The sequence below is a fragment of the Marinobacter sp. V032 genome, assembly GCF_052645435.1.
Map to the genome: position 1 here is coordinate 345,207 of NZ_JBQXYE010000003.1, position 14,019 is coordinate 359,225.

Genomic DNA, 14,019 nt, shown 5'->3' on the forward strand with positions numbered 1-14,019 from the left:
ATGGGTGGACTTTACACTTGTCCCACACCGCAGCCGATCGGTCAGGATGGCGGCTGGTCAGCCAGGATTTTCTTCAGAAAGTCCCGTGTACGCGGGTCTTGCGGATTGGAGAACAGTTCCGATGGCGGTCCCTGTTCAACAATGCGGCCTTCGTCAATAAAGACCACCCGGTCGGCCACGTCGCGGGCAAACGCCATTTCATGGGTGACGACCAGCATGGTCTGGCGTTCCTGAGCCAGTTGCTTCATCAGTGACAGCACTTCGTCGACCCACTCTGGATCCAGTGACGAAGTGGGTTCGTCGAATAGAATGACCTCTGCGCCGGTTGCCATTGCACGGCCAATGCCCACCCGTTGTTGCTGTCCGCCGGAGAGTGAGGCGGGGTAGGCGTCAGCTTTCGTTTCCATACCGATACGTTGGAGAATCTCCATCGCCCGCTTTTTGGCTTTTTCTTTGGGCCAGCGATCGACCACAATCAGCCGCTCGGCAATGTTGTCGAGTGCCGTTTTGTTGGCAAATAGTGCGTAGTTCTGAAAAACGAAAGCGGTGGCGCGACGCAGTGCGAGAATGTCCTTGCGGGTTGCCTTGCAGACATCAACCTTCAGATTACCGACGGTGATCTCGCCGCCCGACGGTTGCTCCAGAAAGTTGATGCAACGCAGCAGTGTTGACTTGCCGGTGCCGGACGGACCAATGATGACTACAATCTCGCCTTGCGCAATCGTCATGTCGATACCGTTCAGAACAGACGTATTGCCGAACTTCTTGCTCAGCCCTTCTAATTTAATCATCGGCTGTAGGCCTTGTTTAAACGGTGTTCAAGATGGTGCTGGACCCATGACAGCATTTCCACAATGACCCAGTAGAAGATGGCGACGACGATAAAGGCTTCCAGATAAAGAAAACTGCTGGCCGCTTCTTTCTGGGTTGCACCCATCAGCTCGGTTACCCCCAGTGTAAAGGCCAGTGACGTGGATTTGATCATGTCGATGAAGTAGTTCATCAGCGTCGGCACAGCCACCCGGGTGGCCTGCGGCAGGATAATACGTCGCATCAACTGGGCGTTGGTCATGCCAATAGACAGCGCCGCTTCCGTCTGGTTGCGGTCCACACCTACGATAGCGGCCCTTATGGACTCAGCCATGTAGGCGGAGAAATGCATTGTCAGCCCCATGATGGTGGCGGTGACGCCGTCGATGGATGTCATCGAACTCATCAGCTGCGGCAACCCGTAGTAGAACAGGAACAACTGAACCAGCAGCGGTGTGCCACGGAAAAACGAGATGAAGAGTATCGTCAGCCGGTTGATAACCGGAATCTCCAACACCCGCACCACCGCAAGACCGCACGCCAGTATGAGGGCGAGCGCCATGCCAAGCGTCGCCATCTGCAGGGTCAACGGAAGATAGCGGAGCAGGATAGGAACCAGCTCCACCATATAAGTGACGTTCAGAATATCCATTAATGTGTCCTGATTCAGGGTGTGGTGATGTCACTCCCAAACCAGGTTTCGGATATTTTCTTCAGGGTACCGTTTTCACGCAGGGTGGTGATGGCTTGATCCACTTCGTCACGTAGCGCTCGACCCTCTTCGGTATCCGGGAAGGGGTAGGCGTTTTCAATTTTCGAGAAGGTTTTACCGGCCAGTGCCAGCGGCAATGGCTTTTCCTTGATGACCTGGCTGGCGCTGATTCTATCCATCACAAACGCATCAACACGACCAAGCGCGGTGTCCTGCTCGATATTGCTCTCGTAGGTGCGGATATCGATTTCATCGGCGTAAGGCAGATCTTTCAAAAGGGCCTCGTAGTTGGAGCCCAGGTTGACCGCCACTTTCTTGCCTTTGAGGTCTTCCACGCCTTTGATGTCGTCGTTGCCTTTTTTGACCACCACTTGCGCGCCGTCATAGACGTAAGGCTGGGTGAACACATACTTCTGCTTGCGCGCATCCGTGATGGTGATCTGGTTGGCGACGGTATCGATGCGACCGGATCCCAGCATGCCGAACAGGCCGGAAAACGCAGCGGTCGAGTATTTTACGTCGCGTCCGAGTTCTTTTCCGATGGCGTTCATGACGTCGACTTCAAAGCCTTTCAGCTGATCCTGTTCAACAAAGGTGAACGGGAAATACTGCCCCGACATGCCAACACGCAGTGTTTTGTCCTGTGCCAGAGCCATTGGGCTCGTGACCAGGGTGAGAGCAGTGATCATGCTTAACAAAAGCGTTTTCATCTTTGTCTCCAGGCCGTTATGCGATTGAATAGAAAGTATGGATTCGTTTCAGGGTTAACCTTTATATATTCGTCCGGTATTTACCGGTTTCAAGGGCGTTTTCATCTGATCTTGGGTCAAGGCTGCCTGGGGCGAGCTCAAGAGAGGGCGTCTACAGCAACGGGAAATGATTGCAGTAGCTGCTCAAATGGCAAGGGTCGGCTGAACAGGTAGCCCTGCAGATGGTCGCAACCTTCCGCTTCAAGCCAGTGCTTGTGAGCCTCTGTTTCGACACCTTCGGCGACGACCTGCATCCCCAGTCCGCGGGCGAGACCCAGAATCGATAGGGTGATGGCGCAGTCGTCCTTGTCGGCGGGGATATCCTGAATAAACGAGCGGTCAATCTTGAGTTTGGAAAAAGGCAGATGCTTCAGGCGTGACAGAGAAGAATAACCGGTGCCGAAATCATCAATAGAGAGCTGACAACCCAGTGCCACTAAAGCATTTAGGCTGGTTTTTAACGTATTGGAGTCGCCTTTGATGGCATCCTCGGTCACCTCAAAGTGGAGTTCGTTGCCATTCACTCCGTATTGACGCAGTGTCTTGCCAATTTTGTGCGCGAGCTGGTCATCCAGCACCTGTTCCGATGCCAGGTTGACCGCTGTGGGCGCCATGGGTTGTTTGCGCCGTGCAGCTTCCCTGCGGTGTTCGCAGACCCGTTCAATGACGGCGTTGCCAAGCTCCAGCATCAGACCGGCGTTGCGGGCGACATCCAGAAACTCGATAGGGGAGAGCCAGCCCCGTTCAGGATGATGCCAGCGCACTAATGCTTCATTGGACACAAACCTGCCTGTTTTAGTGTCCATAATCGGCTGGTAGTACACCTCCAGTTGGCGTTCCCGAATGGCATTACGCAGTTCGCTCTCAAGCACAAAGCGTGACCGTGCAGAGGTGTCAATATCCGCATTGAAATATTGGATCTGCGCCCGGCCAGATGATTTCGCGTGATACATCGCGGTTTCGCCGGATCGCAACAGTGCTTCGCCGTCTTGACCGTCGACCGGGTAATGACACACACCGACGCTGGCGGTCATTGAGACCGTCCGGTTCTCCACATGAATCGGTTCGTTGATGCAGCTCTGTATCCGCTGCAGTGCGTCTGAAACGGTGCAATCGGATTCAGCGTTCCGCAGAAGCAACGCAAACTCGTCACCGCCAATGCGCGCCAGTTTATCGCGCCCTTTGACGTAAAGGCTCCGCAACCGATTGGCTATTTCCGCGATAATCATGTTGCCGGCTGTCGCGCCCAGACCATCGTTTACCGTTTTGAGTCGATCCAGGTCGATCCAGATGAGGGTGATGCGCCGCTGATCGTCCGTTCTGGATTTGCGGATAAGCTGGGTCAGGCGTTCGCGGATAGATTGCAGGTTAGGCAGCCCTGTCAGGCTGTCGTAGTGGGTGACGTAATCTAATTGGCGTTGGGAACGCTGCCAGTTGTCGTGGGTGTTGATCAGGCTGATGGTATCGGCAATCGCGATCACAAACGATATTTCAGGCAGGGTCCAGCGACGTAGTGTATGCGACTCGATGCATACGACGCCGCTCAGTCGGCTGCCATCGAAAATCGGGGCATCCAGTAACGAGTGGATGTCGAGCACATCAAAATAGCCTTTGGTGAACGCCTGGGTGCGCGGGTCAGAGCGTGCCGAGCTGGCGTCGATAACGCGGGCGGTGGTAAGTGCCTCGAAGTATGCCGGGTTATCGGTAGAGTTCAGGACGCTCGAAGTCGTATCAACCGTTCCGGTCGTTGAGCCGGGCTTCGCGACGAACAGGATCTCACTGGTGATCTGATTTCTCGCGGTATTGAGCTGCCAGACACTGACGCGACCGGCATTCAGGAGCCGACTAACCAGCTCGGTGAGCAGGGTCAGTTTTCTCTCTCGATTGTCGTTGATAAAGTCCTGGGAATGACTCAGTTTCGCCAGGGCCTCATGAAACTCGATAAATATCGTGTTTTCGGACATGGAAAGATTCACCGCTGCCAATTCATTTGTTCGCACCGTCACAGGCAGAATGGGGCAAACAGGATCCTTTAATCATGGCAACCGGTGGAACAGTTGTCCAATTGGCGAAATGGCCTCCAAAGGCGTGCGTTGTGTCATTTCGGGCCACATTTCGATAAGCACCAATGAAACCGGAGGGCGTCTATGGTCTGGTATCAGAACCGCATCGAGCTGGGGGCAATGCCCCGGGGCTTTCACCTGATCACAGCGGATATTCTTCGAGGTATTGATGACCTTCATCAACTGCAGGTTGGTTTGCTCCACCTTTTTATCCAGCACACGTCAGCGTCCCTGGCGGTAAACGAAAACGCAGACCCAGATGTTCGCGGAGATCTGGAGCGGCACTTCAACGTGATGGTGCCCGAGAATGCCCCGCATTATCAGCATACACTCGAAGGCCCCGACGACATGCCCGCCCACATCAAGAGTGTGCTGCTCGGCAGCTCTTTGACCCTTCCTGTGAGTGAAGGGCGTTTGCTTCTGGGGACCTGGCAAGGCATTTATCTGTGCGAACACAGGGATCATGCCAGTGGGCGCACAATCATTGCCACGCTGCAGGGCGAGTAAACGTCGTGCTCAGGCCCTATTGCGGCTCGCAATAAAGGCTTTCTTAACGTTTGTAAGATAAAACAGTTGGTTACAAAACTGATCTGGTCGGCTTTGCTAATTGTTCCATACTCAAGGTGGAGCTGAATCCCGTGACTGTGGCTGTGTAAAGTATCTTATGAACAGGTGGTGGTTGTGTGTCTTATTGCTGGCAGGCATCGTCACCAATGGGTTTGCTGACCCATTGGTGGTAGGCCCGTTGACCCAGAAAGAGCGCCTGGCGCCGCATGTTTCCTACTGGAAAGCCCCGGACACGCAGACTGAACTGGCCGATGTTCTCACGGTGCCGGAATCAGACTGGGTCCCCAATGGCGGCGATGATGTGAATCTGGGCTACACCGATGACACCTATTGGTTCCGGATGACGATTACGAACCCCTACGCCAGCAACGATAACTTCCTGATAGAGCTGGCTTACCCTGTTCTGGATCATGTCGCCGCCTACGATGTCGTCGACGGCGAGGTGCGCAAAGAGTGGCTCCTGGGAGACAAACAGTCGTTCCATGATCGTCCCGTCGATCACCGGAATTTTCTCCTTCCCCTGAGGCTTGATGCCAATAGCAGCGGTACGCTTTACCTTAAAGTGCATACGAGCAGTTCAATGCAGTTACCTCTGGTGCTGTGGAGGCAAACGGCGTTTTTCTCGGCGGAACAGCCCAGGCTGCTGATGGAAGGTCTGTATTACGGCATTATTCTTGTGATGGTGCTGTACAACCTGTTCGTTTATCTCGCTGTGGGCGAACGTAGTTTTCTGTTTTACGTCGGTTACATCATGGCGATGCCGCTATTCCTGACCAGCCTGCATGGTGTGGCGTTCCAATACCTGTGGCCCGAAGCGACCTGGTGGAATGATCAGGCAATCGTGTTCTTCCTCAATTTGACAATTGCTTTCGGCGGTCTTTTCGCAATGCGCTTTCTATCGGTGCTGCCGGCGACTCATCCCAGATTGTCACGATTGGCTATCGCCATTATCGCAACCTCTGTGATGTTTAGCGTGTTGTCCTGCATCGCGCCCTATCACCTGATGATTATGCCCACGATAGTATTGGCAGTACTGGGGTGTTCCGGTTTGATGCTGATGAGCGTGGTGCGCTTGCGTGAGAAAGACCCCGCCGCCCGTTACTATTTGCTCGCCTGGTTTTGCATGTTGCTTGGCGGCATTGTGCTGGCCCTCAATAAATTCACCATCCTGCCGCAAAACGTGTTGACCGAGAATGCGGCGCAGGTGGGATCGGCCCTCGGTGTGATCCTGCTATCGATCGCGTTGGCAGAAAGGCTGAACAAGGAAAAGCGCAAAGCGTTCATGGCGCAGGAGCAGTTGTACCGGCAGGAGCGCAAAGCACGTCTGGTCCAGGAGAAAAACCTGCAGACCCAGCAGGAAGCCAATACCCTGCTGGAAGCGAGAGTGCAGGAGCGTACCCGAGATCTGGAAAGCGTTAATGAACAGTTGCTTGAACTCAGTTCCACTGATGCCCTGACGGGTCTCAAGAACCGCGGCCATTTTGACCGGACGTTCGAGTCAGCCTGCGTCAGGGCCTATCGTTTTGGTCAGCCGCTGTCGCTGTTGATGGTGGATATCGACCACTTCAAACAGTTCAACGATACTTTTGGACATCTGGTGGGCGATGATTGTCTGCAGATGGTGGCGTCGGGGATCAGTGAATTTGTCACTCGACCACAGGATCTGGCGGCCCGCTACGGTGGCGAAGAGTTTGTTATTCTGCTGCCGAATACACCGGAAAACGGTGCAGTCCGGGTGGCGGAGAAAATTCGTCAGCAGATCGAAAATACCGACTTTCGGGTGTCAGACGAGGTGGTCAGACTGACCATCAGCATTGGCGTGCGGAGCCTGATTCCTTCCCATGCTGAAGCGGCCAGGGAGCTGTTCCGTCAAGCTGACGAAGCGCTCTACGAAGCCAAAGGCAGTGGCCGCAATCGCGTGTCGGTCTATCGCGGCGGGGATCGCGCTGACAAAGTGACCAAGCTTCGACCCGTGCCACACTGAGCATCGGCAGGGCCGTTTACCTGTCCTGGATCCGCCTCCAGGGCGCCGCCTCCTCAAGCTCGAAAGCCAGTTCCAGCAATGTTCTTTCCCTGCCGTGGTGAGCTGAGAAATGCACACCAACGGGCAGATTGTGGTCAGTCATTCCCATTGGCAGCGACAGGGCCGGCGCACCTGTCGCGTTAGCCAGCGGAGTAAAAGCAGCGTACTGCATCAGCCGCTCAAACAATTCATCGAATGGCTGCTCCGGGCTCAGGTAGCCCAGTTTAGGGGTGGTATGTGCAAGCGTCGGGGAAAGCACCAGATCGACGCCGGCGCCGTCCATGCCTTGAGTGTAAGCCGCATGTGAGCGACTCAGGCGCCAAAGCATGCCGGGCGTTTTTCTCAAATTTGATCTGAAGCGTCGTGCCAGACCGGTCGTCAGGCCATCAACCGCGCGGGCGTCGAAACCCGCACCGATCGCGTGCTTGCCCGCTTTACTAAGCAGGAACGCCAGCATTGACCAGTAGTGCGCAAAGTCTTCTGCAAACAAGGGGTGTATCGGCACTTCCATGGGTTTGATGGTGTGGCCCAGGGATTCCAGCAGGGCGGCCGTTTTCTCAACTGCCTGGCGGGTGGCGTGATCCGTTGCCTGGCCTGTGATGGAATCCATTACCAGGCCGATTCGTAAACGTTTCGCGGCAGGCCCACGGACTTCCCCAACAGCCGGCAGGCGAGGGTTGCAGGTGTACTTTTCGGCTTCTGCAAAAAAGTGAGCGGTATCGCGCACGCTGCGGGTCACCACACCTTCGCCGATAATGTTGATGGGCAACGCCTTGGTAGCAGGGTTGTTTACCATACGGTTCCGGGAGGGCTTCAGGCCCACCAAACCGCAGCATGCAGCGGGTATGCGGATTGAACCGCCGCCATCGTTGGCGTGAGCGATCGGCACGACACCTGCGGCAACCAGTGCTGCAGAGCCGCCGGACGAAGCACCTGAAGAAAAGGCCGGGTTCCAGGGATTGCGGGTCGCTCGCGCGTGCGCCGGTTCGGTTGACGCGTTGAAACCGAATTCGGGCAGGCTACTCTTGCCCAACGCAACGAAGCCCTGAGCCATGTATTGCCGGGCAAATGGGCTGGACTGGCCGGCCAGGTGATGGGCGACAGCTTTTGATCCGTGCAGCGTGGGGAGCCCGGCAAGGTCCGTATTGTCTTTGATCAGCGTCGGCACGCCGGCGAAGAATCCACGTGAAGGCGCAATCGCAGGCGGGGCATCGAAATCAAACGCCGGTGTCACGATGCCATTGAGCTTGTCCTCCACCTGCTTTGCCCTGGCAACGGCGGCATTCAGAACCTCCTGTGGGCTGATATCACCGCTGCGGATGAGCGCTGCCAGCGCAGTGGCGTCATGGTCTCCCATCACATCGTCGGTAAATGCGTGTATCGGGCCTAGTTGCTCAAATGCGCTCATACGGGGATCCGTTTCCGTGGGTGTTCAGGCACTCTAGCGCAGGGCCAAAGCTGACGGAATGTCATATCAGGAAAATCCGGTGTCTCTTGTTCATTCTGTGACGTGAGGTTAAGCTTTTTGCTCAATGACTTACGGATCCTCCCCAGACCAAACGGCAATAGGCTCATTGATGAGTTCAGTTGATCTTTTCGTCAGGCATTTTCTGGCGATTTACTTTTTGATGATTGGCCTGCACTACACCAGTCGCAGTCTCGGTCTGTTTGAGCGTATGCGGTTTTCCCATATCCATTACGGCGTGCGTGGCTCGGGTGTCTGGTGGCACCGTCATCTGTTTAATGTGTTCCGGGCTTCCATTCTTGGGGTCTGCGTCGCCCGCGTGTTTTTTGATATTGATCCCTGGCTGGGGCGGTTTGGCGATATGTTCCAGGCGCCGATACTCGTTGCCGGTGTTGTGTTGCTGCTGGCGTCGTTCAGTCTGATTGATTATGTGCAGGCGTACATGCACAAGGATTGGCGCACCGGTATCGATGAGAAGCAGCAGGGGGAACTGATTTCCACAGGGCCTTTCCGCCGTTCGCGGAATCCGTTGTTCATGGCCATTATGTTGGGGCAGGTGGGCTTCTTCCTGGCGTTACCCAGCGTGTTTTCACTGGTATGTCTGGTTGTCGGGATGGTCGTTATCGTTCGGCAGGCGAGGGCAGAAGAGCATGCACTCAGCCGCCTGTACGGTGATGACTATAGTGCCTATCTCGCGCGTGTACCCCGGTGGTTCTGAGGTGTTGAAGCCGCGCAAAATCATCTTCAGTCGCAAGGGGTTCGACACCAGTTCCGGTGGTTGCCCCAGCCCGATCCTGCCGGACGGTCGTTTGCTGTCGCTACCCATCCCGGATACCCGTTCGAAGGTACGTTTTGGCGATATTGAACACTGCGGCATCAATCTGGCGGACCCCGTCACAGCATTGACCAAGGGTAGGCTTGACAGTGCCAGCGGTGCGCATATCGACCCGGACCTGAATGTAACTGCCATAGCGCGGCAACCCGGCTGGCGACCGGTATTTGGGCAGTCGGGGGCGGCTCAGGGACATCTGCATAACCAGCAAGTTGGCGCAGGCGATTTATTTGTATTTTTTGGTCTGTTCCGTCCGGTTCTCAGGGAAGGCGACGGCTGGCGATTTGATCCCGCAAGCCCGGCGCGCCATGTGATATGGGGCTGGTTGCAGGTCGGCGATATTCTGAAAGTCGATCAGGCAGATGAAAACCTGCGCCACTGGGCAGAGTATCACCCGCATTTCCGCTGGAACGATGACCCGAGCAACACCCTTTATCTGCCGCAGAACAGGCTCGAAATGGGGGGCGGGACGTCACTGTCCGGTTCCGGATGTTTCAAACATTTCAGCTCGTCCCTGCAGCTGACTGATCGGCGCGCAGAGCGGCCGGGAATATGGGCATTGCCACGCTGGTGTTTTCCCAAGGCTTCGGGAGAAGTGCCGCTAAGCTACCATGGAAGAACGGATCGCTGGCGGCGTGATACGCATCAGGTTGTGCTGCAGGCTGTTTCGCGCGGTCAGGAGTTTGTACTGGATACCCAAGCCTTTCCGGAAGCAGTCCGCTGGATGCGGTGTATCCTGACCTCTAACGCGACCCTGCACGATTGATACGCGACTCTGTCGTGACCTCCAGGTAGTTGATGTGGAAACTACTGATACGCTTATTAACCGCATTTAACTAGTTTCCTGTGATGCCTTCCCAATCTGTGCCTTATCGGCTTGACCCGTCCCGGGTCCGTTCTGAATTTATCAGACTGCTTCCCATCTCGCTTTTCGTGGTGGCGTTTGGCGCTGCCTTTGGTTTGGCAGCCGTACAAACGGGGATCATTCCGCTCGAGGTGACCCTGATGAGCGCAGCGGTGTTCGCCGGTGCCTCCCAGTTTGCCGCACTTGAACTCTGGGGCGATCAGGTGGCGCTGCTACCGCTGGTGGCCATTACCTTTGCGATCAACTCGCGACACATCCTGATGGGCGCTTCGCTCTATCCCATGCTAAGAGACCTCCCGGTAGGCCAGCGCTACGGTATTTTGCTGGTATTGACCGATGCCAACTGGGCGGTCGCTGCGCAGGATTACCAGAACGGTCACCGTAACCTGGAAGTGATTCTGGGAGGCGGCGCTGTTCTCTGGATCGCGTGGCTGGTGGGGACCTTGCTGGGCGTATACTTCGGCGGCCTGATTCAGGATCCGGCCAGCCTCGGCATGGATATGGTACTGGGCTGTTTTCTGCTGGCAATGGCGCTGGGAGGGCGCAAGTCACCAAGGGTGCTGTTGGCCTGGATGGTGGCTGCTGGTGCCGCCATGGTGGCTTATTGGTGGTTGCCCCCGCATACACATGTGGTGGCGGGCGCGTTGGCTGGTGGAGCAGTGGGTTACTTCTGGCTGGAGAAAACACCGGCATGAGTATCGAAACCACAAGCACCGGCGTACTGATGATTATCGCAGTGATGACATTAGTGACATTGCTGACCCGGTTCGGCGGTCCGTTTCTGATGTCTTACGTGACCATCAGCCCGCGCATCGAAAGCTTTATCAACACCATGGCCAGCTCGGTGCTTATCGCAATCCTCACGCCAATGGCGGTTGAGGGCGATTGGGGTGCCCGCGCGGCACTGGGCACCACAGCATTGTTGATGCTCACGCTCAGGAAACCGTTGCCCGCGATCGCCGGGGGTATTCTGGCGGCGGGGCTGGTGCGCTATTGGCTTGCCTGAGCACCTTCAAATCCAGCCACACCACTGTGTGGTCTGGATTATCGCAAAATACTCGCCTGCTTACTGACGCGCAGTCTTGATGATGTCGTACGCGTTACTGATTTCCTGCGTTTTTTCTTCTGCCATTTCACGCATGCTGTCCGGCAAACCGCGACCCGCGAGTTTGTCCGGGTGGTTTTGGCTCATCAGCTTGCGATAGGCCTTCTTGAGTTCGGCATCGCTGGCAGAAGGGTCGACCCCTAGCACTTTATAGGCATCGTTCAGTTTCTGTTCGCTTGACACGCCGCCGGCACCGCCCGCCTGGCCGGTGTATGCGCCTCGCAGCATGGCCTCAAGCTGTTCGATCTGGGCATCAGGAAGCCCGAGCTGACGGGCAATCCGCATCAGCATGTCGTGCTCAGCCGGGTGGATCTGACCATCGGCTGCTACGGCGGACATCTGCACCTGCAGGAACATCTGCAGCAAGGCGCGCTGGCCTCGGGTGACTTTCAATAGTTGCGCGAGCTCGGCATCCAGGTCGAATCCGTCCGCTTTGCCCCGACCAAATGCGGCCTTGGCTGTTTCTCTTTGTTCCGGGGATAGCCTGAGCTTGGTGAACAGGGTTTCGGCGACCTGAATTTCGTCCTGGGTCACCACACCGTCGGCTTTGCACATGGCACCCATGACGGCAAAGGTGGATTCCAGAAACTGCTTCTGCACCTGAAGCAGTCCGCCAGTCAGCTTTTTGCGCAGCGTTGTGCTGATCAGATAACCAATGACGGCGCCGATGAGCAGTCCGGTCACTTTTCCGATCTGGAAACCAATCAGACCGCCAATAAATACAGAGAAAAACATGAAGTTTCCTTTCGTCTTTTGAGCCAGACCGGCGCTTGCGATAAATTAGCGGTCAGGATGAATTGTCGAACCAGAAGGAAGTCTGATCGTGTTAAAGGGATTTGTGTGGATCATCATATGTGTTTTACCGCTCCAGGTCAGTGCGGGAGTTTACCAATGGAAAGATGCACAGGGGCGGGTGCATTTTGGAGACCGTCCGCCGGAAGATGTAGGGGCAAAGCCGATGCAAATCAAGCCTCCTACCCATCTGAACTCTGACAGGGAGGCCGCTGGCGAGCGCCAGCGTGAAGTCGACAGTTTTTTCGAACGCCGCCAGAACGAGCGGCTGGCTGACGAAAAAGTACAGGAACAGGCCGATAAACGCCGGCAAGCCCGTAAGGAGCACTGCCGCAAGATGTTGTCACAGTTGCGCCACACTGAGCGGGTGACGAGATTTTATGAACTCAATGAGCAGGGCGAACGGGTGTTTCTCGACGACGAAACAGGCAATCGCCACCGTGAGGCATTTCGCCAGCGCTATCAGTCCGAATGTGGTGATATCTGACAAGTCGCCACTTATTCAGGTCCCGGAATGGTTTTGAGGTGGCGCTCGATTTCGAAGACGTGAGGGTCAGGATCTGCAAGTGCCCGCAGCGCGTCGGCGAGTCTTAACAGGTATTCGTCATTAGGCCCGCTGGGGCCTCTGGCATTGGCAATCTGCCGCGCGATATCCCGCTCAGCGGCGGGTCCGAGAAACGCGCTATTCTCAGGGGTGGCGATATACACCAGGCCTTCCGCATGCTCACCATTGTCAAACGTCATGGTGGTCAGAAACCGCAGATAGCCGTTCTTTTCCCGAAAATCGAGATGTTCAAACACCGTCGGTGAAATCAGGTAGGCCATGCCTTTGCAGTTCGCGCCGCTGGCCTCAATCAGCGTGGCGACGCGCCCGGGTGTTTCAACCGTTCCCCTGTGATCATGGGACCCTTGCCAGAAACGCCTTTGCCAGCCGCGGATTTCGGCTGGCCGCTGTTCGAGAAAGGGGAAGTCAGCCTTGAATATCAAAGAGCCGTAGCCGAACAGCCAGACAGATTCACGGCCATCGAAACGGTGGCGCTGTCTGTTCATTTCCACTGTATTGTGTGACATGAGCGTTGTGGGTCCTGCAGAGGTGCGCGTGAGCTCACTCATTCTGCCACATTGGGTTACACCTTCAAGCCCGCTCAGGTGCCGTTAAGAATGGCTTCGCGGCAACTGGCATCGGTGTATGCCAGTTCCGGGTGACTGGATTGCGGCGGCACGAACCCCAGCGACGTACGGATGATGTGGGCCATTTCGCCCGAGTGTCTGATGGTTTCCAGCCCGTGGTTGAATTTTTTGAGCAAAGCGGCGTTACCCGGCACCTGGCGTGACAGCATTAAATGTAGATCCCCGACAAACACCTCTTTTACATCGAAGGTCAGGCGCTTGCGCTCTTCTTCAGTGAAGGTTTCACGCAATATTTCATTACCGACCACCACGTCAACTGGAAATGCATCAATTCTTCCGGCGAGCAATTTACGAAAATTGATAGTGTCTGAGGTGGCCGTTTCGGTTTTTAACATGCCTGATTTGACCGCTTCCATGAACGGGTTGCCGTAGAAGTACCCTTGGCTTGTGCCGATGCGGTATTGGCTCAGATCTTCGAGCGTTTCCCAGTCGACGGGCTTGCTCGTCCGATGAAACAACACAATAGTGGCCGGGAAGACGGGCATACTGAAATAGAAGTCTTTCAGGCGGTTCAGATTGCAGGACCAGGCTACGCTGCCATCCCAGGTGCCATTTTGGGCAAGCGCGAAAGAGCGTGACCAGGGGAAAAAGCCGAACTCGGTAGAGAGCCCTTCAGCCTTGAAAGCGCTACTGACAATGCGAGAAATGACACCGTGCGGTGGCTCTGCGACAAGGTATGGCGGCCAGTCTCCGTTGGTGATTCTGACAGGTTCGGAAGTATCAGCCGCCAGAGCGCCACTCGCTATCGTGGCCAGCATGAATATCTGAAGAATCCTGATGCCTGAAATCAGGGTGTCGCTGCATCGCTTTAGTATCATGACGCTATCACCCCTGCTGATCGCAGT

15 protein-coding genes are annotated in these 14,019 nt (G+C 55.7%); 7 read left to right on the plus strand and 8 right to left on the minus strand.

The window, feature by feature from the left end; all coding sequences use genetic code 11:
* Window positions 1-41 precede the first annotated feature (41 nt).
* From ACUN9X_RS15370 to ACUN9X_RS15385, 4 genes are all read right to left on the minus strand, one after another.
* Entirely contained in the window at window positions 42-791 is a 750-nt protein-coding gene (locus ACUN9X_RS15370; protein ID WP_445473664.1) for an amino acid ABC transporter ATP-binding protein, read from the minus strand.
* Window positions 788-1,462 (minus strand): amino acid ABC transporter permease, encoded by a 675-nt coding sequence (locus ACUN9X_RS15375; protein WP_260034558.1) that lies wholly within the window; start codon window positions 1,460-1,462, stop codon window positions 788-790. Before ACUN9X_RS15375 ends, ACUN9X_RS15370 begins: the two co-directional genes overlap by 4 nt.
* 14 nt (window positions 1,463-1,476) lie before the next feature.
* The gene (locus ACUN9X_RS15380; RefSeq protein WP_445473665.1) at window positions 1,477-2,232 is read right to left on the minus strand and encodes an amino acid ABC transporter substrate-binding protein; all 756 of its coding nucleotides are present in this window, start codon (window positions 2,230-2,232) and stop codon (window positions 1,477-1,479) included.
* A 137-nt stretch (window positions 2,233-2,369) separates the two neighbouring features.
* Entirely contained in the window at window positions 2,370-4,235 is a 1,866-nt protein-coding gene (locus tag ACUN9X_RS15385) for a putative bifunctional diguanylate cyclase/phosphodiesterase (protein WP_445473666.1), read from the minus strand.
* A 183-nt stretch (window positions 4,236-4,418) separates the two neighbouring features.
* Between ACUN9X_RS15385 and ACUN9X_RS15390 the strand changes: the two genes are divergently transcribed.
* Both ACUN9X_RS15390 and ACUN9X_RS15395 read left to right on the plus strand, forming a co-directional pair.
* Window positions 4,419-4,841, plus strand: a complete 423-nt coding sequence (locus tag ACUN9X_RS15390; RefSeq protein WP_445473667.1) for a secondary thiamine-phosphate synthase enzyme YjbQ — start codon at window positions 4,419-4,421, stop codon at window positions 4,839-4,841.
* Between the two features lie 157 nt (window positions 4,842-4,998).
* Window positions 4,999-6,885 (plus strand): sensor domain-containing diguanylate cyclase, encoded by a 1,887-nt coding sequence (locus tag ACUN9X_RS15395; RefSeq protein WP_445473668.1) that lies wholly within the window; start codon window positions 4,999-5,001, stop codon window positions 6,883-6,885.
* A gap of 16 nt (window positions 6,886-6,901) precedes the next feature.
* On the opposite strand, the gene ACUN9X_RS15400 is transcribed toward ACUN9X_RS15395, so the two are convergent.
* Entirely contained in the window at window positions 6,902-8,332 is a 1,431-nt protein-coding gene (locus ACUN9X_RS15400; RefSeq protein WP_445473669.1) for an amidase, read from the minus strand.
* Between the two features lie 169 nt (window positions 8,333-8,501).
* On the opposite strand from ACUN9X_RS15400, the gene ACUN9X_RS15405 reads away from it, so the two are divergent.
* The 4 genes from ACUN9X_RS15405 to ACUN9X_RS15420 all read left to right on the plus strand — a co-directional run bounded on the left by ACUN9X_RS15405 (window position 8,502) and on the right by ACUN9X_RS15420 (window position 11,092).
* Complete coding sequence (locus ACUN9X_RS15405) at window positions 8,502-9,107, plus strand: methyltransferase family protein (RefSeq protein WP_260034565.1); 606 nt, start codon at window positions 8,502-8,504, stop codon at window positions 9,105-9,107.
* A complete protein-coding gene (locus tag ACUN9X_RS15410; protein WP_445473670.1) occupies window positions 9,073-9,987 on the plus strand; it encodes an Nmad3 family putative nucleotide modification protein in 915 nt (304 codons plus the stop codon). Before ACUN9X_RS15405 ends, ACUN9X_RS15410 begins: the two co-directional genes overlap by 35 nt.
* 83 nt (window positions 9,988-10,070) lie before the next feature.
* Window positions 10,071-10,781 carry an AzlC family ABC transporter permease gene (locus tag ACUN9X_RS15415; protein WP_445473671.1) on the plus strand — a complete coding sequence of 237 codons (711 nt, stop codon included), beginning with the start codon at window positions 10,071-10,073 and terminating at the stop codon, window positions 10,779-10,781.
* Window positions 10,778-11,092: an AzlD family protein gene (locus tag ACUN9X_RS15420; RefSeq protein WP_445473672.1), complete on the plus strand. Its 315-nt coding sequence runs from the start codon at window positions 10,778-10,780 to the stop codon at window positions 11,090-11,092. The genes ACUN9X_RS15415 and ACUN9X_RS15420 overlap by 4 nt, the downstream gene beginning before the upstream one ends.
* Before the next feature lie 60 nt (window positions 11,093-11,152).
* Here the strand turns inward: ACUN9X_RS15420 and djlA are convergent, their stop codons facing one another.
* Window positions 11,153-11,926, minus strand: a complete 774-nt coding sequence (gene djlA, locus ACUN9X_RS15425) for a co-chaperone DjlA (RefSeq protein WP_445473673.1) — start codon at window positions 11,924-11,926, stop codon at window positions 11,153-11,155.
* A gap of 88 nt (window positions 11,927-12,014) precedes the next feature.
* Here djlA and ACUN9X_RS15430 point away from each other — a divergent pair, with 88 nt between their 5' ends.
* Window positions 12,015-12,470: a DUF4124 domain-containing protein gene (locus tag ACUN9X_RS15430; RefSeq protein ID WP_445473674.1), complete on the plus strand. Its 456-nt coding sequence runs from the start codon at window positions 12,015-12,017 to the stop codon at window positions 12,468-12,470.
* 11 nt (window positions 12,471-12,481) lie between these two features.
* Here ACUN9X_RS15430 and ACUN9X_RS15435 read toward each other — a convergent pair whose 3' ends face one another.
* Both ACUN9X_RS15435 and ACUN9X_RS15440 read right to left on the minus strand, forming a co-directional pair.
* Window positions 12,482-13,054 (minus strand): gamma-glutamylcyclotransferase, encoded by a 573-nt coding sequence (locus ACUN9X_RS15435; RefSeq protein WP_260034572.1) that lies wholly within the window; start codon window positions 13,052-13,054, stop codon window positions 12,482-12,484.
* A gap of 74 nt (window positions 13,055-13,128) precedes the next feature.
* The gene (locus ACUN9X_RS15440; RefSeq protein ID WP_260034574.1) at window positions 13,129-13,992 is read right to left on the minus strand and encodes a substrate-binding periplasmic protein; all 864 of its coding nucleotides are present in this window, start codon (window positions 13,990-13,992) and stop codon (window positions 13,129-13,131) included.
* Between the last annotated feature and the right edge of the window lie 27 nt (window positions 13,993-14,019).